Source organism: Tepidisphaeraceae bacterium (genome assembly GCA_035998445.1).
GTDB lineage: Bacteria > Planctomycetota > Phycisphaerae > Tepidisphaerales > Tepidisphaeraceae > DASYHQ01.
This window is the reverse complement of the sequence record DASYHQ010000031.1, coordinates 1-21092: the sequence shown is the minus strand read 5'-3', so window position 1 is coordinate 21092 and position 21092 is coordinate 1. Positions and strand designations below refer to the sequence as shown.

Below are 21092 nucleotides of genomic sequence, written 5' to 3'. Positions count from 1 at the left end.
GATCGGCGGCGGCGGGTGGTTTGGCATGGTGGACCAAGTGACGGCCGACGCGATCCGCATCCGGCCCATCCGGGCCGGGCGTCCTGCGGCGGCGATCCCGCGCGACCGGCTGGAGATGGTGTACATCCCGGTCGACCGGTTGCCGGCCAGTACCGCTGTGGACGAGCGCGACCGACGTTGGCCGCTGTGATAGTGCTGGCGGAGCTGGAGGACGGACGGGTGGCGTAGGGATCATATGAGGCAGCAGCCGTTGCGCGACGTGGACGACAATCATTTTGGAACGCGCGTACGGCGCTTATCGGAATCACCGACGCCGCCGATACGGCCGCCGAACGCACGTGTGGGGCAGGCGTGGAGTGTCGATGGCTCGATTGCCGAAATACTGCATCAGGGCCGTCGCGCGCGCGGCGCGATACGTGGTAGGGGAGATCCTCATCGTCGCGATGAAGGCGGTGCTGAAGTGGTTGGCGTACGCGAAGCCCAGCTCGCGGGCGATTGCCTGGATTGGCAGGCCACCCTCGGTCAGGAGCACGCACGCGCGCTCGATGCGCAGGCGGCGCTGCTCGCTCGCCGGGGAGGTCCCGACGAGGTCACGAAAACGGCGCTCGAGCGTGCGGCGGGTCATCGATAACCCATCGGCCAATTCGCCGACGGTGATGCGCATGCCCTCGGCGGTGCGCATCACCTGCAGCGCGTGGGTGAGCTCCGGATCGTTGACCAATTGGCATGCGTCGACCTCGTCGGCGGAACTGCGGCATCGGCACTTCTCGCCCATGAAATGGCATGATCACGGCGTGGCCCGTCGTACGCAGCGGAACGCGTATAGCCTGTTCTAAAGCGTGGAAAACCGTGTTCTACCAACGCCGCGGGCATCACGATCGCTCGCAGACGAGTTCGGCCGTAGACAGCCCGTTGCGGTTCCAGCCCGTGTTGGAGATGGCCCATCCCGCGTTCCCCATATTGAGCACCTCAGCGGCGCGGGCGGCCAATTCCGTGACCAGATTCTCATCGGGGGAAATGAGCGCGACCGGCGGACCAGAACACACGGGTCACCTCGTAGCCGGTCAGCACAAGCCAGATAAACAGTCATTAATCGTCGCCCTGGCGAATGACCTTGGGGCTCTCGGCGTCGCCGGCCCAGCGGCTGTTGTCGTCTCGCACGTGCACGAGCTTCGGGCCGCGATAAGGCGGTGGCGCACCATCCGTTGGTACGGCTCAGGTTGCATCCAGAGAAGCGACGCTTGGGATGGCGGCTACCATTGCCCACACCGCGAGCGAGGTTTCGGTGAATCCGCCCGGTCGCGTTTGCCCCTGCAGGCTGTCTGCTCTAGCATAAGTTGTCGCGGAAGCAGCCAGTCGCACGTTCGCCGTTGCCGCGATGATCAGCGGTGCCAAACTCGATCATCTAGACGACGACCTTGTAAACTAGACGATGCGTTAACAGAAGGATTCCCCGGTGCCGCAGCGGTCCGATCTGCCACCTGCCCAAGACGCACCCGCGCGGTCGACGAAGCCGACCCCCAAGGCGACGACCAAGTCGATCGCCGATGTGCTCGGTTTGGCGCAATCGACCGTGTCGATGGCCCTGCGCCGGCATCCGGAGATCAGCGTCCAAACTCAGGACTTGGTCCTGGAGACGGCCGACCGACTGGGATATTCCGGCAACGCGATCGCTCGCGCGATGGTGACGGGGCGGACGCACGTGCTCGGGCTGCTGCTGGGATACGAGATCTTCGAGCACGTCGGCCTGATGCTGAGCGGCGCGTTGGCCGAGGCCAACAATGCGGGTTACCTGATCAAGATCTTCCGCCTGTGCGGCACCGGGGACATCCAACAGCCGCTGCGGCAGTGCATCGAACACCGCGTCGACGGGATGATCCTGCATTGCCTGGGGCCCGAGAAGCTCCGGGAGGCCGAGGCGGTGCTGCGGGCGCGCAACATCCCGATCGTGGCGATGGAGGGCTGCACGACGAGCATCGGTGGACGGGTGGACAACGACAACGTCGGCGGGGCGATCGACGCGATGCGCCACCTGGCCGAACTGGGCCACCGGCGCATCGGTTTCATGGCCGGCCCCAACGTCGTCTCGGCCATCGAGCGCGAGCAGGGCTACCGCACGGCCGTGCGCGAGATGGGGCTGGATGCCGAAGAATGGCTCGTCGCGCGCGGCGGCTTCAACCCCGTCAGTGCGGCGGCCGCAGCGGAGGCGTTGCTGTCGCGGCCCGACCGTCCGACGGCCGTCTTCTGCGTTACCGACTACATCGCAATGGTCGTCCTCCGGGTCGCGGCGCGGCTTGGATTACGTATCCCGCACGACCTGTCGGTGGTCGGGTATGCCGACCTCGAGTTTGCCAAGCTCACCACACCGGCGTTGACGACCGTCGTCCAGCCGTTCGAACGAATCGGCGAAGAAGCGGTGCGGCTTGTGCTGGAGGGCGTTAACGTCGACGACGCAGATCGCCCTAACTGGCGTGCCGAGCGAATTTTACCGACAAAGCTGGCGATCCGCGAATCGACGGCGACCGTTCCCGCTCCCTCGGGGTCAACGCGATAAACACCCTGCGGCCGCGCTCAATGTTTCCGAAAAACTGGAGACAAAGATTTGACGGAACTACGTTTCGGTGTATTCTGATACGTATCAGACAAAACGGCGGGTCTGAGCTTTGAGGTACTTGTCCGCTTCATTCACCTCCGTCATCGGAACAGGGAGAGAACATGCTCGTAAGTGGTACGCGTGCGATTGTGGGTTTGGCCGTATTGGCAATGACCGCGTCGGCAGAAGCGGTCGTCTTGATCGACTTTGGGCACCAGGATACTCAGACGGCCAGCGAGGAACTGACCGGTCCGGTTCGATACTGGAACAACGTCCATAACAGTGGCAACGCAACTACGAACCAGCCATACGGCGCGACCCCGGCCCTGTCGCTGATCAACACCGATCAAACAGATTCGGGCATCGATCTGAAGATCTCCAACACCGCGACGGGTGGAAACAATCTAAACAGGGGTTTCGATAGCCAGAATATCAACGGTCTGAACCCCACGGCCGGCAATGCGTTGGCTCGTGGATATGCCACTACTGCGACTCAGGACAGCCTGTTCGGTTACACGATTTCTAGTGCCTCATTCGCCCACCCCACTGGAAACGTCACGCTTACGCTTTCAGGCCTTCAAGCGGGCGAGGTTTACAACTTCTTCGGCTTTGCGGCCCGCAATGGCGTGACGGACAATCGGGAAGTGCTGTACTCCTTCCAGGGTGCCGGGGCTCCGGTCAACGTCGAGTATCAGACGGCAAGTAACACTGCTGGAAACACCTTTGCCAGTGGTGACGTCGTCGCCGACTTGAACGGCGTCATTGCATTAACCGTCAGCCCGGGCAATGACAACAACAACAGCAACCGCTTCACCTACCTTGGCGTCCTCGAGATCGTCCCTCAGGCGACGGTTCCCGAGCCGGCGACCGCCACGCTGCTGGCGATGGGCGGGCTGGCGATGCTCGCGCGTCGACGCAAGTAATCTGTCACTCACGGACAACCTGCCCCGGCGGTGGCCTTCATCGGTCACCGCCGGCTTTTTCGCTCCGAGTTTCACTCCAGAGGCCAATACATGTTGCGCCCCCGTTTGTTCGTATTACGGTGTGTTCTTGCTCTGTCGGCCATCGGGGGTACATCGAACGCGCTGGCGGCCGAGGTGCCGCTGAACCTGTTGTTTTTTGGCAACAGCTTCTCGCAGGGCGGTGGGACACAAGTCGTGCCGAACAAGGTCGGGCAGCTGGCTGCGGCCGATGGACATGCCGCGCCGAACATCATCGCCGACCTCTTGGGTGGCGCCGATCTGGACTACCACATCGGCCAAGTCGCCAATTTTCCGGCCAACAACGTCAACCACGCCTCAATCTCAGGGAAGACTTGGAACTTTGTAATCCAGCAAGGGTACAGCACCGAAGCCACTCACATGGGGGCGCCTGGTGGTCCCGTGGGGCCAGCCGACTTTATCGGCGACGCGCTGACGTTGCACAACGCGGTGAAGAACCACGCCTCGGGCCGGGGGGCGGGCGTTCGGTCGGTCCTCTACCAGACGTGGGCGCGGTCGCCCAATCACTCGTATTACCCGACCGAATTCGCGAATCCCGCCGCCATGCAGCAGGAGGTGCGCACGAACTACCGGATCGCCGCCGATGGCATCAACGACTCGGCCGGCCCTGGTTCGGCGCGCATCGCAACGGTGGGCGATGCGTTCGAGGCGATGGACTTCTCGGACGGGTTGCTCTACGGCAGCGACGACTACCATGCCAGCAGCAGCGGCTACCTGCTGGCGAGCATGGTGCTCTACCGCACGATCTACAGCGAGGACGTGACCGACATCAGCTGGAGCAGCGCCAGCGGTTGGGCGAACGTCAGCCAGTCCACGTGGAACCAGCTGGCCGCCGTGGCGGATGCCCTGCCGTTGGCGTCGGTCCCCGAGCCTACGTCGATCGCACTCATCGCGATGGGCGCCGCAGCGGCCTTGACCCGTCGCACGAAGCGCTGCGGTTGAGGGGCTCAAATTTGATTAGCTAAGCTCCTCAGATGAGCGGCAGGCACATGTTCCACGTCGTGGTGAATTGCCAGGGCCTGTCCCCCTTGCCGGTCGCGCAGAACAGGTGAGTTGGCTTGCCGCCCTGCATCAGGAGATTGGCACGCTCCAGGTTGGCCTGAATGGTGGTGGTGCCATCGTCCCACCGCACCTGGCGACTGTACGCCTTGCCGACGACCTCCCAGTGAACGCAGTCCTCACTGATGACGTGTACCCCCGCGCCGTACTCCCCCGTCACGCCGGCGCAGCCCTTGCAAGCATGGTCCTTTACCAGCGCGTTGAACATCGACCCGTCGTACCAGAGGCACGGGTCTTCGAGCTGAATGTTCGGATCATCGAACTGAAACAGCGGTTCGTCCGTCAGCCGCTCGAACGGCCCGGCGGGGTTGGGCGCCCGCGCGGTGCCCAGCCGAAGCGGTGCGGTGTCGCCGCAGCGGCTCTTGTAGATCATGTAGGTCGTTCCGTCGGCCAGAATGGCGACGGTCGGGTTCGTGGTGATCGTGCAGTCCCACTTGTCCACCCGCGGTTCCATCAGGGGCCGGTCTAAACGGTGCCACGGGCCGAACACGCTCTTGCTGGTCGCCAAGCCGATACGCTTGCGGTTCCACGTGGCCAGCGCGCGGTCGTTGGACACCGCTTCACCGGGGACCGGCGGCGCTTCGGGGTAGGTGGTGCCGAAGTAGTAGAGGTAGTAGGTTCCCTCCCAGAAGTAGATCGACGGATTGTGGGTGTTCATGCCGTCGAAGTACGCCGGTCCACGGCGAGGCAGGACGATCTCTTCAAACGTGTACGGACCCTCGGGCGTGTCGCTTGAGGCGCGTACCACCTCGCAATGGAACAACCAGTGGGGGCTGAACGCGTAAGACTTGGGCCACCGGGACGCGAACATGTGGAAGCGGCCGTCCTCCCCTGATACGACCGATCCGCACCAGACCCAATACCCTTCCATCCGAAATCCACCGTCCCGCGGCGACGGTTGCAGGCGGCTCATGAACGGGGATGGACCAATCGACCGGACCGGATTGGAGAGGGTAGACGCTGCCATTTCAGTTACCTTTTTTCACAAGACCCGATGCTGGTTCGACCGTAGCCAGAGCGCGTTGACACCTAGACCTGACCGCCCGTTAGACCGTTACGCACGTCCCGCGGACTCGCGCCTGATACGTATCAGGATAACGCATGCACGCGGTTCGTCAAGCGGGCGCGGCGCCACGGAGCTGTGGAGATCCCGTTTCACCATTCGACGGTGTGGCCGGGCGAATCCGGAAATTAGATTCGAAAATTCCATTTGCCGAACCCCAAAACATGGAGTAATCTGAAACGAATCAGAAGAAGATCTGATAGGAATCAGATGGGCAGTTTTGGCTGTTTTGAGGAATGGCCAAAAGGATCGGTCGCGAGGTCATGAATGACTCGTTGCCTAACGATTAGACACTGTAGAAAGCAAGCATTCGACAGACGTCGGGAGGTTGGTTTGGAGTTGCGCCCGCTCATCATGCCGCAAGCTACCGTCGGGCGCGCTCGGCCGCAGGTGCGGTCGCGGCTGTCGTCGGGTTCGACGGGCAAGACCACCATTAAGTCGATCGCCAGCTCGCTCGGCCTCGCGCCCTCCACGGTCTCGATGGCGCTGCAGCGGCACCCCGAGATCAGCGTGAAGACCCAGACCTTGGTCCACGCGACGGCCCGGGAGATGAACTACTCGTCCAACGGCATCGCGCGAGCCATGGTGACCGGCAAGACGCAGGTAATCGGCGTCCTGCTCGGCCAGGGGATTCACGATTACGTGGGCAAGATGCTCGGCGGCATCCTGGCCGAGGCCAACGACGCCGAGCATTTCATCAAGGTGTTCGGCGAGTGCGAGGCGGACCGCCTCGAGCAGGCGATGCGGCAGTGCCTCAATCAGCGCGTCGATGCCATGATCTGTCACCACCTCGGCCAACAGAAGACCGAGTACATCCAGAAGGAACTGCTTCAGCACGACGTGCCCGTGGTGGCCCTGGAGGGATGCAAGGGGCCGCTGGGCGGGCGGGTCGACACCGACAATAAGGGCGGCGTCGCACAGGCGGTTCAGCACCTGGCCGAACTCGGTCATCGGCGGATCGGTTGCATCGCGCGGCTCAGCACCACGTCGATGGCCGACCGCACCCAGGGGTTTCGAGACGCCATCCATCGATATGGGCTGGAGTGGGACGAGAACCTTCTGGTTCCCGGCGGGTCGACCGACGAGGAGACCGAGCGCGACATCGCCGAGCTCCTCACGAGGCCGGATCGTCCGACCGGAGTTTTCGTGATGAACGACGCCCAGGCGTTGCTCGTCCAGCGCATCGCCCGCGCTGTCGGCCTGCGCTTGCCGATGGATCTGTCGATCGTAGGTTTCGGAAACCTGCCGATCGCGGAGTGGGGCGATCCGCGGCTGACGACCGTCGCGCAGCCCTGGGACCAGCTCGGCCGCCAGGCCGTGCAACTGGCCCTGGAGGCGATTCGCCTGGCCCCGCCCGAGCGGCACAGCTGGCGGGCCGAACGCATTTTGCCGACGACCCTGGTCATCCGAAATTCCACCGCGCCCTGCCCGCGGGGGTGACCGGGCCATTGTAGGGGCGCAGCGAGTTGGAACCCGCGCATCACGCACGGCGTTCCACCCGGCCGGCCCGAAGAAGTGGCGCCACCGACGCTTGTCGATGGTCCAAAACGAGTGAGGAACCGCAACATGAGAATGTGTAACCAAAACCCTTTGCTGCCGATCGCGGGTCGGGCGAGCGGCCAACGCCGCCGGGCCTTTACGCTGGTCGAGCTGTTGGTCGTAATCGGGATCATCGCCGTACTGATTTCCCTGCTGCTGCCCGCTATCGGCCGGGCGCGTCAATCGGCGAATGCGGCGGCGTGCGCCAGCAACCTGCGGCAGCTGGGGCTGATCGTTAAGCTGTACGAGGGGCAGTTCAACGCGTTGCCCGCTGCGCAGTTTCTCAGTAATCCCGCGGTCGCGGCGTACGACACCACCAGCAGCGGCACCGGCGGATGGTACTGGCCCGGCCTGCTCCGCGAGTCGGGCATCCTCAAGGTTCAGGCGGAACTTACTGATGTCTACTGGAAGGCCGCGTCCGAAAACGTGCCGCTGTTGCGCTGTCCGTCCTGGGTAGAGGGCGAGCTGAGGCGGACGGGCGTTCCGATCACGAATTACGGCTGGAACTACCGCGTCGTCTACCTCACCGGTGTGCCGGATAACTCCACGCACAAGGCGTGGCGCGTGCTGTACCCGAAGCGCACGCGCATCTCGCGTGCCAGCGAGCGCATGCTGATCGCCGACTCGATGGGACCCACGGCCAACGGGCCCAACGACCGCGATACCTGGGAGTTCTACTACAACGGTGGAACGAACTACCGGCACGGCGGGCGGGATCCGAACGCGCGCCGCGCGAACCTCCTGTTCGTCGACGGACACGTCGTCTCGCACGCGCGGTCGGAGCTATTTCCCGGCAATGGCTATAATCCGCTGCCCAAGTGGGTCAACATCCTGTACGGGTACCATCGTTAACTCCCGCATCGTCGTTTGCCGCTTACTGCCTCCCAGCTGTTCCACCGAAGATAGGGTTCTTGTCCCAATGCTTAAGCTGCCGCTCGCCACCGCCGTTGCCGCACTGTCGCTGTCCCTGTTCGGGCCGGGGCCCAGCCCGGCCTTTGAACTGGTTCTTGAGAAGTCCAAGCCCGATCTCAACATCGGCGTCTACCCCGTAGAGGCGAACCTCTGGCGCAGCCAGCGCATGGGACACCCGGCCGCCACTACCGACGCCGACCGCGTCTGGTCGGGCCCGGATTTCTTCGAGAGCGAGTACGGAAAGCCGGCCGACTTCTCGAGCGACATCGTCGCCGAGCACGGCTACCACAGCGGCAAGTACGAGATCGAGAACGGCGCGCTCGTCGCCCACACTGGCGACAAGGGCTTCTCGTTCGGCTTTGGCGGCATCCCCGGCAATCTCGAGCGTCCTAGCGTTCGGCTGGGGGCCAGCTGGGGCAAGAACATCAAGGACGTCTACCGGCTGCGCATCGTGGTCGAGCAGAACGACGTCGAGGCGACCGACTGGGTCTTCCAGATCGCGTCCGACATGTCCTATCGCCAGCCCGTTCCGTTCAAGATCGAGGGAAAGGGACGGCAGGCGTTCGAGCTCGACGTGAGCAAAGTGCGCGACATATCCGCCACGCTGAGCCAACTGCAGGGGTTCAAGCTCGAGTGCAAGACGCCCGACGCAACGCTTCGCATCGACGAGGTGAAGCTGGCTCCCTCGTCGGCCAACACCTACTTCCGCAGGACGTTCACGCTGCCCGACAAGCCGGTGCGCGCTCATGTCTCGTTCGACAACTGGTCGGTTTACGACCTTTACATCAACGGCGCGAAGGTCGACTCCGGCAACTTCGTCTATCCGGCCCACGGCATTCGTCACGTCGACCTGACGCCGCACCTGAAGGCCGGCGCAAACACGATCGCCTACCACCGTCAGCACTACTTCTGGGCCAAGGATGCGGTGCGCAACATCCTGTTTGAGGGCGTGGCGATCTCCCGCGACGGCGGCGTCACGCGCATCCTGGCCGACACCGAGTGGAAGACGACGTTGAAGGAACATCCGAACTGGATGCAGGCGGACTTCGACGATTCCCAGTGGGACGCGGCCAAGCTGGCCGGCCCGCCCATGGGACGAATGTGGGATAACACGAAGGTCGCCGACCCGTACGACCCGCGGCACATGGGTTTGCTCGACGTCTCGCCCGCCGGCCGGCAGTACCCGCTCTTCGATCACAGCGAACCGGCCACCTTCTCCGTCCGCCTGCCGGCGGGGCTGCCAGCAGGACACCGCGTCCAGGTGGAGGCCTTCCGCGCGGGCACCGAGGATCGCGTCGAGACCGCATCGGCCGGCGGGCCCAAAGCGGCCGGGGACTTCAACGAGCACACCGTTGCGCTGAACACGCGCAAGGTGGGGCCGTACCGGTTGATCTGGACGCTCTTCGATCCGCAGGGCCAGCCGGTCGACACGCGGCGTGACGAGTTGGTCATCATCGGACCCGTCGCGCAGGACCGGTTGCCGCTGTCGACGTTCGAGCAGGAACTGGAGAAGCGGCTGACGCGCGTGGTCCACATCGACTGCACGGCCGAGCCGGACCCCGATGAGTTCCTCGACCACGCGGGCATGAACAAGAAGCCGCGCCTGAACCTGGGGCACGTCCGGACCGCCAACGGCATGACCTACCGGGAGACCGGTCCGCAGTACCGCGACTACTTCAGCTATCGCCTGCCACCGCTGGAGCGCGGCAAGCCGCATCTAGTCGAGATCGTCGTGCCCGATGACGAGACGCGGACGATCTACTCCGGCGTCGTGGAGGCGCTCCCGCTGCACTTCTGGAACAACCCGCTGGGCATGGGTGGATGGAACACCACCGGCAGCGCCAAGACCGGCGCGATCTACCCGCTGACCAACACGCTGCGCAAGATCCGCTACGTCTACTACCCCGTGGGCGGGGCGGCGGGCGTCGTCGTGATGAACGGCCTCGACCTCAACCGCGCCGCCGCGGCGGAGATCAACGTCTACCGCATCGAGGGCGGGCTGCCCGCGCTTCAGGTCCCCGAGAGCGAGCGCGAGTTCGGGTATCACCTGGAACGGATGACGGTCAACACGCGTTCGCTTGGGTCGGAGAACCCGATCGAGGCCGCGCCGCCGATCCCGCTGAACGGCCACCGCGACGCGTGGTACCACTGGTACCGCATCTTCGAGCGCAAGATCCGGTGGCTGCGCTTCCAGGGCCAGAACATGACGGTGGAAGGCGCCTACATGTACAGCGAGCCGCACGTGCCGCTGTCGCGCCCGTCGGAGTACATCGCCAACCAAGACTTCGACGCGATGGCGTTGGGCATCAAGATGTACGCCCACAATGGCATCAAGGTCTACCTCGGCTTCGAGTACACGTACGACCCCGCCTACGCCGTCGACGGCGTCGACACCACCAGCGACCGGCGCGCGTGGCTCGGCGAGCCGACGCTGCAACTGGCCGACAAGCACGGGCGCTCGATCTCGACGCGCACGTGGGGCAGCGCCAACTTCCTGCACCCCACGGTCCAGAAGTACTTCCACGGCGTGATCGGCGAGATCCACGACCGCTACAAGGACGTCGGCCCGGTCGCCGGCGTCTACATGCCCGCGGGCTTCTGGTGGATGCCGGGGTTCAACCGGTCGCTGTTCCGCAACCAGGTGAACACCGACATCGGCTACGACGACTACACGGTCTCGATGTTCGAGAGGGAACGGGGCATCAAGCTGGACATCGACCCGCACGACCCCAAGCGGTTCGGCAAGCGCTACGACGCGCTCATGGGCCAGCACAAGGGCGCCTGGATGAAGTGGCGCGCCGAGAAGATGGAGCAGGCGCTGACGGACGTTCGCGACATCATCACGAAGGATTCGCCGTCGTGGAAGCTGCTGGTGGCGCCGCGCAGCACGCGGGTGGACCAGAACCCGTTCGACACGGTCGAGTCCACGCGGGCCCAGCGCGATTCGGACGCGGAGGACCTGTACTACCAGTTCGAGGTGGACCTTGATGCGTACCCGCCCGACAGCGGCATCCGGATGGTCCCGGGCTTCACCACGCCCGGCTGGCAGAGCCCGCAGCCCGGCAGCAACTTCATCAACCGTCGCGGGCCGATGTTGAATTCCGGTACCCATGCCGCCGTTCGCAAGGCGGGCGCGTTTACCGTGTCGGGCGCGCTGGACGAGATGGACTGCCCGGCCGGCGCGGCCGACCGGTGGATCTGGTCGACCACGGCGCGCGGCGTCTTCATTGCCCGGGGCATCGAAGATAACGCGATGGATGACTTCGTCGACGTGTTTGCTCATGCCCCCGTCGATACGGTCATCTTCGGCTGGATCGACCAGAACCTGGAGATGAGCTTCGGCCCGCAGCACCGTCGCTTTGCCAAGGCGCTTTACGCGACCCCAAAGGTCGACTTCGAGCCACTGGCCGAAGACCGCGCCCGCGGCATTACCGCGCAGATCGCGCCCGCGGCCGGCGGGCATTGGCTGCGGCTGATCAACAACACGCCGTATCCGGTTCAGGGCGTGGTGCTATCCGATGCCACGAGCGTGGACGACAAGGTGATGGACCGGCGGCTGACGGTTAGCACGGATGGTGCAGTCCGAAGCTTTGGACTGGACCTGCCAGCAAACGAGATGCGCGTCCTCTTCGTCACCGGTGGCGATCCCGATTCCATCCGATGCGACTTCGCAGTGACCGACGACGTGCTGGCCCAGTTGGTTCAGCGGGCCGAGGCGGCCTTGAACGACGCAGTTACCAACGAGCTGCTTGAGCCACCGCACGTCACGGCATTGCGGGATGCGATCGCAGCGAATGACGGGCCCGCGCTTCACCGGCTGATGGGTAGCTGGGAAATTGGGATGCGCATCGCCTCGTCCGACGTGCTCAGCAAGGCGATGGTGAATCAGCGGAAGCTGCTCCACACGCTGCAAGGTGGGGGGACCGCGCGGATCAACTTTGGCGCCGCTTCGGAGTATCGCGACGGCGAAGGCAACGTCTGGCTTTCAGACCAAGAACGCATCAGCGACAAGGCGTACGGCCGCAGCGGTGGCACCGTGGTGAATCGCCTGGCGCACGCGATCGGAAATACGACAGCGCCGCAGGTCTACCTCAGCGAGATCTACGGCGACAAGTTCACCTACGCCGTGCCGCTGCCGGATGGTGAATATGACGTCTCAGTTCACTTCGCCGAGACATACGCGCCGAACGATGCCGCCGGCGTTCGCCCGTTCGAGGTGAAGGTCGGGGCGGGTTCGCCTGACAAGATCGACATCTTCAAACAGGCCGGCGGCCAGTTCCGGGCGTTCGTGCTAAAAAAGCCGACCGTTAGCGTCGACGGAGGCACGCTACAACTCGAGTTCGGCGGCGACGCCGTGGCGAACGGGTTATCAGTGAAGCGATCAGACCGTGGCGGTCGATAGCATTCCTCGGCATTGAGTACCGTGGCCTGATGCCCCGTCGTCCCCGCGTCGCTACCAGCGGCCTCGCCTACGACGTGCGGAACCACGCGGCTGGCGAGATGACGTTGTTAGAGTTGGAAGGCCACTACGCAGAGTTTGAGCGGTGCTTGGAGGACGTGCATGAGCGCGGAATGCTAACAAATTGCCCTCAGCGGCATGCTACCGGCGGTAAGGAAATGTGCAGCCTCATCCACGATCGTCATCTGAAAACGCTGTTCTCATACCAGAGAAAGTTCGAAGAGGGTTAGGCACGGGGAGCTTCATAACTTCTTATCTGGCAAGGCGTTATAGAAGTTTGCGACGAACCCCGCTAACCCAGTTAACGGGGTTCGCTCGTTTTCGGACTGAAGTTGCGGGTTTTCCTCCTTGGCGCTCTCGGCCGAGAAGGGGAGAGAGCGTGGCTCTACCGTCACGTCCGACCGTCTTAGCGTTCCGCACCTGAGAACTCTCGGACTCTCGACTCTATTTCTGGCTGCCAGTTAACAACCGTGTCGGGATCGGGGGAGCGCGGCTAACCCAGTTCGGAATCGCGCCTGAGGGATCATCGCCAGACGCGTTCGGCCTAATATTCCTGCGTCCACATGAGCCTGTCGAGGTCGAGCACGAACACGTTTTGGTTCCTCTCGTGCACTTCGTCGTTTGCGATCCGCGAGATGGTCGTGCCGCTCCAGACCCGGATCGAGCCCGGGCCCACCAGCGTCGCGCGATGCCGGTAAATCCAGCCGGGCGCCTCGCCGCCAGCCTCCACTCGTTCCAGTCGCATCGTCTGCACGTCGAGCCGGTAGACCGGCGTCTCGCCATACCCTCTGGTGCCGGCGTACCCGAGGCGCCCGATCACGTAGATCGAATCGCCGACCAACGTGGCCGTATGGAAGTCGGTCGGCGGGAACGCGGACTCCGGGTAGCCGTAGATCGAGATCGAACCGTCGCGGTCGTGGACGAACAAATCGTTGTAGATGCAGAAGTCCGGGTCGTAGTGGTCCTCGTGTTCGCCGCCGATCTGGATCGCCCGCCCGTCGGGCAGCAGCGTGAACGACTGGCCGAACCGCTGCGCACACCAGACCGGATCGCTCATGTCACCGCACGCTGCGGGAAAGCGACGACGCGTCTCGTAGGCGTAGGTCCCGCTGCGTAGCATTGCCTGCCAGAACGCGTAGTCCATCCGTTCGGGATTGCCGGTACCAAAGCGTCGCGTCGGCGCTCGTCGGACGTCATCGGACGACGCGGTCGCTAAAACCTCACCATTGATGGGTGGCAAGCCAAGAAGGGCTCGCTGACCCGCGTGCGGCAGGTCGGTCGGATCGGCGCCCGCCGCGAGCAGGCGCACGATGACCTCGCGGGACGTGGCGTTGTAGAGGGCCGTGCCGGTGCCAGCGTCGACCGCGACGTCGGCACCGGCTTGCAACAGGACGTCAACGCATTCAAGGTCGTCCTGTTCGACTGCCTCGATCAGCGCGGTCGTGCCGAACTCGTTTGTCCGGTGGACGTCCGCTCCCCGGTCCAAGAGCCAACGCAGCATCGCCGGGTCGTGCCGGGCGATCGCGTAGAACAACGGCGGTTGACCGCAGCGGCCGATCGCCGAGAAGTCTGCCCCGCAATCGAGCAGCAACTGTGCCTTGGCCGCGTCGCCGGTCAGCAGCGCGATCAACCATGGCGTGCGTGACCACCAGTCGCGATCCTCCCGGGGTGCTCCCTGTTCAAGAAGGGCCCGAACGTCAGAGAGCGACCCAAGCGCTACAGCCTCCATGAGCGGCTTCCAACCGAGGTGGCCTGCGTCCGCCCCAGCATCCAAAAGCAGCGCGACCGCGTCGAAGCGGCCAATCCGCGATAGCACGCGCAACGCTGATTCACCGTAGGAACTGATGCCTGAGAGGTCGACACCGCTGGCGACGAGTAACGACAGCAGCTCGAGCAGCCGCGGGTCGCGGCCGACTTCTCGGCCGTAGACTGCGTCCAATAGTGCATCGTACCCATGGCCGGCCTTATAGGTCACGTCGGCGCCGGCCTCGATCGCGGCTCCGACTTCTGCAGGGTCGCCGCGGCTGATCATGTGGCGCAGCTCGGCTTGGCCGATCGGTGGTGGGGATGCATCAGGATGGACGGCGTCGTTGTCGGACATCTTGACGAACCGTTGGGGAGCGCTTGACCGTGCATCGCAACATGCAGGATAACGGACCAGCATTCACCGGCCTAGCCCGCGCCAGCACCTCGCCATCTTATCGTCTCGGCCGGGAGGGGCAGTGGGGAGACGACCGCGCGTTCTGCGGCGCCAGCTGGTCAGCCCCCGCCTGTCGCGCGGTTGGGCGAAGTCGTGCTCCGCTCGCTCAAGTGAACTCCGGCTCGGCGTTACGCCGTCTGCGTGCGACGTCGGCGCAGCAGCATCGTGGCCGCGGGCAGGAGGAGGGCGACCGTGGTTGGCTCGGGGACCGCCGCGTAGGCGACGCTCAACGCTGCGCCGTCGCCCCCCTCAAGGGTGGCGTACCGGAAGATGCTGCTATCCGACGAACTGCGGACGATCAGGCCGATCGTGTCGCCGACGGCCAGCAGGTCCTGCAGGGCGGCGGGGTCGAGGGTGATCAGGTACTCACCGAACCGGTCGACCGTCGTGCCCGTCCCTAGCAACGTGGCATTGGTCGTCAGCGCGTCGGCAGAGTTGAAGACGCCGTTGCCGACGTAGCCGTAGATGCGTGGCTCGGCGTACAGGCCGTCGGCACCGGTCGAGCCGGTCACGTTCAGCGTCAGCGTCGCGCCGGTGACCGTCGCACCGTCGGGCAGTCCGGCCAAGCTGTACTCCTGCACGCCGCGGCGCAGCACGTTGCCGAGCTCGACGGTGCTGATCTCGGAATCCTCCTCGGACCCGCTGAACGGTCCGGCGGTGCCGCCGGTGGTGCTGGCGAGCCGGTCGAACAGCGGCCGGGTGATGAGCGTGCCGCTGTCGGGCACGCTCGCGGTGTAGACGATGCTCGGCGCCGCCCCTGCCGCGCCGCCGCCGCGGGACAGGTCGGTGTGGTACGTGATCTTCTCATCCGCCTGCGCCGCGTTGATCCCCAGCCACGTCGTGCCGCCGGACGACAGCGCGTTGACGCGGCCGACGTTCAGCGCGGTGCTGCGCGGCCCGGTCGTCACGATCTCGTCGCTTAACGCGCTGTCGCCGAACTCGTACCCGTCGCTCTCGTCGTACCGCCCGTTGCCGGCGTAGGGCGAGAACTGCAACTGTGACCCGTAGACGAGGACCTCGGTCCCGATGTCGTAAGTCTCCGTGCGCGTGTTGGCGACCACGTACCGGACCTCGGCCGCCGTGTACGTCCCGCCGGTCGGCAGGGTGGGCAGGAAGAACTCGTACACCCCGCGGCTGTCGTACACCACGTCGTTGGAGTTGTACCCGACGCGGATCGTCCCCGGCGCCCCCGGGACGAACGCGCCCTCCGGCTCGTCGTACAACAGCACCTGTAACTGCAGCGCCGCGGGCGCCTCGATCGCCACCGTGGCGGCGTCGGCCCCACGAACGAGCGGCGCAAGAACAAGCAAGCCGACTACTGAGACCCGCAGCAACATAAGCGTCCTGAGTTCGAGGTGGTGGAACTCTACCGGGGAGTCACGGAAACACAATCGCCCTGCAGGCGTGCCTCCGTTTTCCAAAATGGACGAGTGCGAACGCGGGGGGCGCGTCACGATTGTGCCGCCGACTGGCGCTGGTGCGCGCCGTTCGGCAGTTGGACCTCCGTTAACGGAACAACTGCCCCGAGCCCACCGGCCGGCCACGCCCGCCATCGTACCGTCTCGGCCGGGAGGGGGCAGGAGCGTGTTGAGGCCCGAGCGACCCGTTGCGACGGCTGGTACTCAGCACTCGTAGTCCGTGAGACACGCGCGCCCGGGTCATAATCGGAAAGGACGTGACCTGGCAGACGCACGCAACGATCGACGCCCGGGCGAAGGCGTGCGCGAGCTGCGAAGATCAGAAGTTGTACGGGTAGGTGACGACCGAACCGTCTGTGAACAAGTAGTTCAACTCGCCACCTTCTTGGGACCACGACATGGACGGGCGCGGCTTGGACTTGTGCGGGCCGGCGGACGGTTCGCTGCCGTTGGCCGGACAGACGGCGCCCTCGCCCATCAACGGCACGCGTTTCCCACTGTACGTCGGGGCAATAACGTGACTGCTACCACCCCAGATCGTGACCCGGCCGTTCGCGTGGACGCCGGTCCATTCGGCGATGCGGTCGGCGGGGAAGGGCGAGCGATTGCCGAACTCCTGAGACAGTCGCGGCGAAACGGCCTCCCAGTTCCACCAGGTGCCCGCGGTGCCGGGGCCGAGGTACATGTACTCGCCGGCGCTTTGATGCGCGCCATTCACCGCGCCACCATTGGAGTGCTTCGGTTGCCACGCATAGTTGATCTCCCAGCCGCCCGCACCACCGTCCATCGTGAACTGGTCCAATCCGCCGGTCGAATTTGGCGTCCAACTGAAGTTCTTTTGCGCCCACGCTTTGGGGCAGAACGCGACCTCGTACGACCCGAGGTATCGAAGGTTCCGAAGCAGCGGCAGCACCTCCAGCCGGTTCATGGTGCCCGACCACGACCCGCCCCAGACGGGGAACGCAGGGTGCTGCCGCTGCGCGGGATCGGGCGCGCCGGGGTACGTGTAATAGGGGAAGTCCTTGTGGTCGCCGGCGTAGATTCGCAGGACCAGGCCCGTCTGCCGCAGGTTGCTCATGCATTGCACGAGCGATGCCTGCTCACGCACCTTCTGCAATGCGGGAAGCAACATGCTGATCAGCAGCGCGATGATGCCGATCACGACGAGCAACTCGACGAGGGTGAACGCGTGCCGATGCGGCCGAAGGGTAGCCATAACAATACTCCCGGTTGGCTGCGATGCGTGCGGGCGGCAGCGACTTGCGCCGGACAGGGGCGCGTGTCGCCCACGCGCCCTGCCCGGTCCCGCCCAGCGCCCGGCCTTAGCGAGGCCGACGGCGAGCAAGCAACCCACCGGCCGCCACCGCGGCAATCGCCATCGTGCCGGGTTCCGGCACGGCGGTGGTCACCGCGAGGTTCGTGAAGTTCAGGTCGCTCTGGTCACCACCCTGACGGTTGAAGACCAGCACTCGATCCAACCCAGCGTTTTCCGCCAGTGTGCCGACGGTGGTTACGCTCTGACCTCCGTTGAGCTTCGTGGCGGTGAACGAGTAGGTGTCGGCACCCGTTAGCGTGACCGACAACCGTAGGCCACTGCCGGTGTACCCGAACCCGGTCAGCTCGGTCGTGCCCGCGGCATCGGTGGTGCGGTAATCGTCGCCACCGCCGAGGAAGTCGAACCGGAAGCCGGCGGCGCCAGTCGCGTCGGTCAGTTCAAAGCCGACGGTGCTACCGGTGGCGATGAGGCGGTTGTCGAAGTCGAACGAGAACGTCTGCCCCGCGTCGAGCGCCCCGGCACCAGTGCCAGAGTTGTCCGTGAACGCGCGGGTCGCGAATGCGGATCCGTTGTCGCCGTTGTTGTTGAACGCGTAGAGGCTGAACGCGGTGGCGCCCAGCGAGTTGCCGGCATCGGATGGACCGTTGACCGGCGCGCCGTTGTTGGACCCGTAATTGACGGTCGGAATCGTCGACCACGGCTGGAAGCCGGTCCCACCGTTCAGACCGTTGTACGCCTGCCCAACGCTGTAGGTGGGGTTGGACGCCATGTCGCTGGCGACCAGCGCCGCCCGCGCCGCCGCGGGCGCCAGCGCCAGCACGACAAGCCCGCACGCCGTCGAACCCCAACGGTTAACCTTCAGCTTTGACACTGCCATTCGTTCCTCCGCCCGCGATCGTCGCGGGATGCATTTTTGATGTGAGCCACCGCCGTCCACGGAACCTATCTGTGGGCGACGGACAAAGATTACATCACGCCATCTGCGTCTTTGCGCAGAACTTCTACGAAATCGCGCAAGCGCGTGGCGTCGCGTGTTAAACTGTTGACATGACAACGATTGAGCCCTCTCCAAGGCGGGTATTGCTGTTGTTCGAGCGCATGGTGGGTTACCAACATGGCGTGCTGCTGGGCCTGCAGCGCTACGTGCAGGCTCGGCGGCTGCCGTGGGTGTACGTCGGGACCGACCCGGTGCCGTCCAACGTCCGCGACATCATCGCGCAACTGCCGATCGATGGCGTCGTCGCGCTGATCTTCCGCCGGGAGATGATGGAGGCGGTCCGAGCGATCGGGTGTCCCGCGGTGGATACGGGCAACGCGATCGCGGGATGTAGCATTCCGAAGGTCGGCGTTGACGAGCAGGCGATCGCACGGCTGGCGGCCGAGCACCTGATCGACCGTGGCCTGCGGCACTTCGCGTTCCTGGGGTTTCCCGGTGAGGCGTACAGCGACGAACGGCAGGCGGCGTTCGTCGCGGCAGTGCGTGCCGCGGGGTTCGAATGCGACGTGCTGGACTACCGTCGGTACCGTTCGGCCGAAACCACGCCCGCTGAGCCGTGGATCGAGTTGCCGACGTGGGCCGGTGGAAACAAGCTGCTGAAGCGATGGGCGGGGGACCTGCCCAAGCCCTGCGGCGTCTTCGCGGCCAACGACGAGCGGGCGCTGCGCTTGCTGGACTCGGCGACGCAGGCTGGCGTTCGGGTGCCGGAACAGTTGGCCATCGTCGGGGTCGATAACGACGAACTGCTCTGCCCGTACGCTCGGCCACCGCTGACCAGCATCGCGCTGCCCACCGAACGGATCGGGTTTGAGGCCGCTGCACTGCTCGATCGGCTGATGGCAGGCGGGCCCCCGCCGGCTGGGTCAGTGCTGCTGCCGCCGGTCGGGGTAATGGCGCGGGCGTCCAGCGACGTACTCGCGCTGGACGACCCAGACTTAGTAGCCGCCGTGCGGTGGCTGCGTGCGAACGCAGTCCGGCCGATCCGCGTTTCCGACGTCCTGCAGCAGGTGCCTATGTCACGACGCAGTCTGGAGCAGAAGTTCGTCGCGGTGCTGGGTCGCACGCCGCATGACGAGATTCGCAGGGTGCGGCTGGAGCGGGCACGCGACCTGCTGGCAAACACCGACTTGCCGATTTCCGGCGTCGCCAAGCGCAGCGGCGTCGCCAATGCCGAACGCTTGGCCGAGCTGTTCCGCGCCGCCTTGGGCACCACCCCCACAAGCTACCGTCGCACTTTTCAATCCCGCCACTAACGCGTGTGCAACGCGTTGCGTTGCTCAAACACGTTTCCGTTTCTACTTTCACCTTTCCCCACCCCTTCCTCCCCCCAACCCGGTAGTTAACAGGTAGGGGACCTCGCGTTGGTCCCACCAATCTGTTGCCAGGCAGCTCACCCGTCTCAAAGGGAAGGTCGTTGCGGGCATCGCCTCCTACTGAAGGTGCGCCGATGGCTGCGTACCTCGACCCGACCGACCCGTCCTACATGAGCGTGGAGGACCGCCTTATGGAGGTGGCCGCGATCCTCGCCCGCGGCGTGCTGCGCCTGCACCGCCATCACACCCTCGGCCCGGACTGCCACTCCAATCTTCCGCCACCTTTCCACTCGGGTTCCGACTTGATGTGTCGCCCGGCTCATGGACACATGGACTGCGTGGTTAACACGAACGAGAGCAAAGGAGTTACGCATGAGTAGCAACGTGAAGGCCGAACTGGCGGCCCTCCAGCATCTGAGCCCCACGCAGCTGCGGCAGAAGTACGCAGAGGTGTTCGCCGAGCCGTCCCGCAGCGGCAACAAGGACTACCTGATCAAGCGGATCGGCTGGCGGGTGCAGTCGCTGGCGGAGGGGGGCCTGAGCGAGCGGGCCCGCAACAGGGCGGCCGAGATCGCCCGCGACGCCGACCTTCGCACAACCGTGCCGCGGACGCCCGCCGTGAGCCAGACGGTGACGCTCCCGGCCCTGCCGATGCCCGGGGCGGTGCTGACACGCCAGTACCAGGGCCGGCTGATCCAGGTAACCGTGCTCCCGAAGGGCTTCGAGTGGAACGGCACCGTTTACCGCAGCCTCAGCGCCGTGGCCAAGGCCGTGACCGGCAGCCACTGGAACGGCTACGGGTTCTTCAACCTCCTCAACAACGAAGGGAACAGCAAATGAGAAAGACACAAGAACCGAAGAAGACCATCCGCTGCGCCATCTACACCCGCAAGAGCACCGAGGAAGGGCTGCAGCAGGCGTTCAACACGCTCGACGCCCAGCGGGAGAGTGCAGAAGCGTACGTCGCCAGCCAGCGGGCCGAGGGCTGGGTCTGCCTGCCCGACCGCTACGACGACGGCGGGTTCACCGGCGGCAACCTCGAACGGCCGGCGGTCCAGCGGCTGATGAAGGACATCGAGGCGGGGCTCGTCGACTGCGTGGTCGTCTACAAGGTCGACCGTCTCAGCCGATCCCTCCTCGACTTCGCCAAGCTCATGGAGGTGTTCGACCGGCACAAGGTCGCCTTCGTCAGCGTGACGCAGCACTTCAACACGACCCACAGCATGGGCCGGCTGACGCTCAACGTCCTGCTCTCCTTCGCC

The 21092-nt window shown here is 64.9% G+C and carries 17 protein-coding genes; 10 read left to right on the top strand and 7 right to left on the bottom strand.

Annotation, left to right across the window (positions count from 1 at the left end):
• On the top strand, positions 1–190 hold a 190-nt coding region (locus VGN72_12415; protein ID HEV7300164.1), incomplete at its 5' end, for a hypothetical protein.
• A 114-nt stretch (positions 191–304) separates the two neighbouring features.
• Here the strand turns inward: VGN72_12415 and VGN72_12410 are convergent.
• Positions 305–775 carry a helix-turn-helix transcriptional regulator gene (locus tag VGN72_12410; GenBank protein HEV7300163.1) on the bottom strand — a complete coding sequence of 157 codons (471 nt, stop codon included), beginning with the start codon at positions 773–775 and terminating at the stop codon, positions 305–307.
• Positions 776–872: 97 nt separating this feature from the next.
• Positions 873–1046 (bottom strand): hypothetical protein, encoded by a 174-nt coding sequence (locus VGN72_12405; protein HEV7300162.1) that lies wholly within the window; start codon positions 1044–1046, stop codon positions 873–875.
• 410 nt (positions 1047–1456) lie between these two features.
• Between VGN72_12405 and VGN72_12400 the strand changes: the two genes are divergently transcribed.
• The 3 genes from VGN72_12400 to VGN72_12390 all read left to right on the top strand — a co-directional run bounded on the left by VGN72_12400 (position 1457) and on the right by VGN72_12390 (position 4536).
• Positions 1457–2554 (top strand): LacI family DNA-binding transcriptional regulator, encoded by a 1098-nt coding sequence (locus VGN72_12400; protein HEV7300161.1) that lies wholly within the window; start codon positions 1457–1459, stop codon positions 2552–2554.
• 194 nt (positions 2555–2748) lie between these two features.
• Positions 2749–3516 carry a PEP-CTERM sorting domain-containing protein gene (locus VGN72_12395; protein HEV7300160.1) on the top strand — a complete coding sequence of 256 codons (768 nt, stop codon included), beginning with the start codon at positions 2749–2751 and terminating at the stop codon, positions 3514–3516.
• A 90-nt stretch (positions 3517–3606) separates the two neighbouring features.
• Entirely contained in the window at positions 3607–4536 is a 930-nt protein-coding gene (locus VGN72_12390; protein HEV7300159.1) for a PEP-CTERM sorting domain-containing protein, read from the top strand.
• Between the two features lie 28 nt (positions 4537–4564).
• Here the strand turns inward: VGN72_12390 and VGN72_12385 are convergent, their stop codons facing one another.
• Positions 4565–5620 carry a glycoside hydrolase family protein gene (locus tag VGN72_12385; protein HEV7300158.1) on the bottom strand — a complete coding sequence of 352 codons (1056 nt, stop codon included), beginning with the start codon at positions 5618–5620 and terminating at the stop codon, positions 4565–4567.
• Positions 5621–6070: 450 nt separating this feature from the next.
• On the opposite strand from VGN72_12385, the gene VGN72_12380 reads away from it, so the two are divergent.
• The 3 genes from VGN72_12380 (at position 6071) to VGN72_12370 (ending at position 12569) form a co-directional block, all read left to right on the top strand.
• Entirely contained in the window at positions 6071–7156 is a 1086-nt protein-coding gene (locus VGN72_12380; GenBank protein HEV7300157.1) for a LacI family DNA-binding transcriptional regulator, read from the top strand.
• A 132-nt stretch (positions 7157–7288) separates the two neighbouring features.
• Positions 7289–8107, top strand: a complete 819-nt coding sequence (locus VGN72_12375) for a prepilin-type N-terminal cleavage/methylation domain-containing protein (protein ID HEV7300156.1) — start codon at positions 7289–7291, stop codon at positions 8105–8107.
• A gap of 67 nt (positions 8108–8174) precedes the next feature.
• Positions 8175–12569 (top strand): malectin domain-containing carbohydrate-binding protein, encoded by a 4395-nt coding sequence (locus VGN72_12370; GenBank protein HEV7300155.1) that lies wholly within the window; start codon positions 8175–8177, stop codon positions 12567–12569.
• A gap of 601 nt (positions 12570–13170) precedes the next feature.
• Here VGN72_12370 and VGN72_12365 read toward each other — a convergent pair.
• The 4 genes from VGN72_12365 to VGN72_12350 all read right to left on the bottom strand — a co-directional run bounded on the left by VGN72_12365 (position 13171) and on the right by VGN72_12350 (position 18397).
• The gene (locus VGN72_12365) at positions 13171–14727 is read right to left on the bottom strand and encodes an ankyrin repeat domain-containing protein (protein HEV7300154.1); all 1557 of its coding nucleotides are present in this window, start codon (positions 14725–14727) and stop codon (positions 13171–13173) included.
• 227 nt (positions 14728–14954) lie between these two features.
• Positions 14955–16163: a PEP-CTERM sorting domain-containing protein gene (locus tag VGN72_12360; protein ID HEV7300153.1), complete on the bottom strand. Its 1209-nt coding sequence runs from the start codon at positions 16161–16163 to the stop codon at positions 14955–14957.
• A gap of 400 nt (positions 16164–16563) precedes the next feature.
• A complete protein-coding gene (locus VGN72_12355; GenBank protein HEV7300152.1) occupies positions 16564–17460 on the bottom strand; it encodes a DUF1559 domain-containing protein in 897 nt (298 codons plus the stop codon).
• Positions 17461–17566: 106 nt separating this feature from the next.
• On the bottom strand, positions 17567–18397 hold the full coding sequence (locus VGN72_12350; GenBank protein ID HEV7300151.1) for a PEP-CTERM sorting domain-containing protein: 831 nt from the start codon (positions 18395–18397) through the stop codon (positions 17567–17569).
• Between the two features lie 170 nt (positions 18398–18567).
• On the opposite strand from VGN72_12350, the gene VGN72_12345 reads away from it, so the two are divergent.
• From VGN72_12345 to VGN72_12335, 3 genes are all read left to right on the top strand, one after another.
• Positions 18568–19770, top strand: a complete 1203-nt coding sequence (locus VGN72_12345; GenBank protein HEV7300150.1) for a substrate-binding domain-containing protein — start codon at positions 18568–18570, stop codon at positions 19768–19770.
• Positions 19771–20202: 432 nt separating this feature from the next.
• Positions 20203–20670 (top strand): DUF2924 domain-containing protein, encoded by a 468-nt coding sequence (locus VGN72_12340; GenBank protein ID HEV7300149.1) that lies wholly within the window; start codon positions 20203–20205, stop codon positions 20668–20670.
• Positions 20667–21092 (top strand): recombinase family protein (locus VGN72_12335; protein ID HEV7300148.1); only part of this gene is annotated, 426 nt, incomplete at its 3' end. The genes VGN72_12340 and VGN72_12335, both read left to right, overlap by 4 nt.

Coding starts and splice junctions, on each gene's coding strand:
- VGN72_12385 (HEV7300158.1), bottom strand. CDS start 5,620: ATGGCAGCGTCTACCCTCTCCAATCCGGTCCGGTCGATTGGTCCATCC.
- VGN72_12375 (HEV7300156.1), top strand. CDS start 7,289: ATGTGTAACCAAAACCCTTTGCTGCCGATCGCGGGTCGGGCGAGCGGC.
- VGN72_12370 (HEV7300155.1), top strand. CDS start 8,175: ATGCTTAAGCTGCCGCTCGCCACCGCCGTTGCCGCACTGTCGCTGTCC.
- VGN72_12390 (HEV7300159.1), top strand. CDS start 3,607: ATGTTGCGCCCCCGTTTGTTCGTATTACGGTGTGTTCTTGCTCTGTCG.
- VGN72_12345 (HEV7300150.1), top strand. CDS start 18,568: ATGACAACGATTGAGCCCTCTCCAAGGCGGGTATTGCTGTTGTTCGAG.
- VGN72_12380 (HEV7300157.1), top strand. CDS start 6,071: ATGCCGCAAGCTACCGTCGGGCGCGCTCGGCCGCAGGTGCGGTCGCGG.
- VGN72_12340 (HEV7300149.1), top strand. CDS start 20,203: ATGAGTAGCAACGTGAAGGCCGAACTGGCGGCCCTCCAGCATCTGAGC.
- VGN72_12350 (HEV7300151.1), bottom strand. CDS start 18,397: ATGGCAGTGTCAAAGCTGAAGGTTAACCGTTGGGGTTCGACGGCGTGC.
- VGN72_12355 (HEV7300152.1), bottom strand. CDS start 17,460: ATGGCTACCCTTCGGCCGCATCGGCACGCGTTCACCCTCGTCGAGTTG.
- VGN72_12365 (HEV7300154.1), bottom strand. CDS start 14,727: ATGTCCGACAACGACGCCGTCCATCCTGATGCATCCCCACCACCGATC.
- VGN72_12410 (HEV7300163.1), bottom strand. CDS start 775: ATGGGCGAGAAGTGCCGATGCCGCAGTTCCGCCGACGAGGTCGACGCA.
- VGN72_12360 (HEV7300153.1), bottom strand. CDS start 16,163: ATGTTGCTGCGGGTCTCAGTAGTCGGCTTGCTTGTTCTTGCGCCGCTC.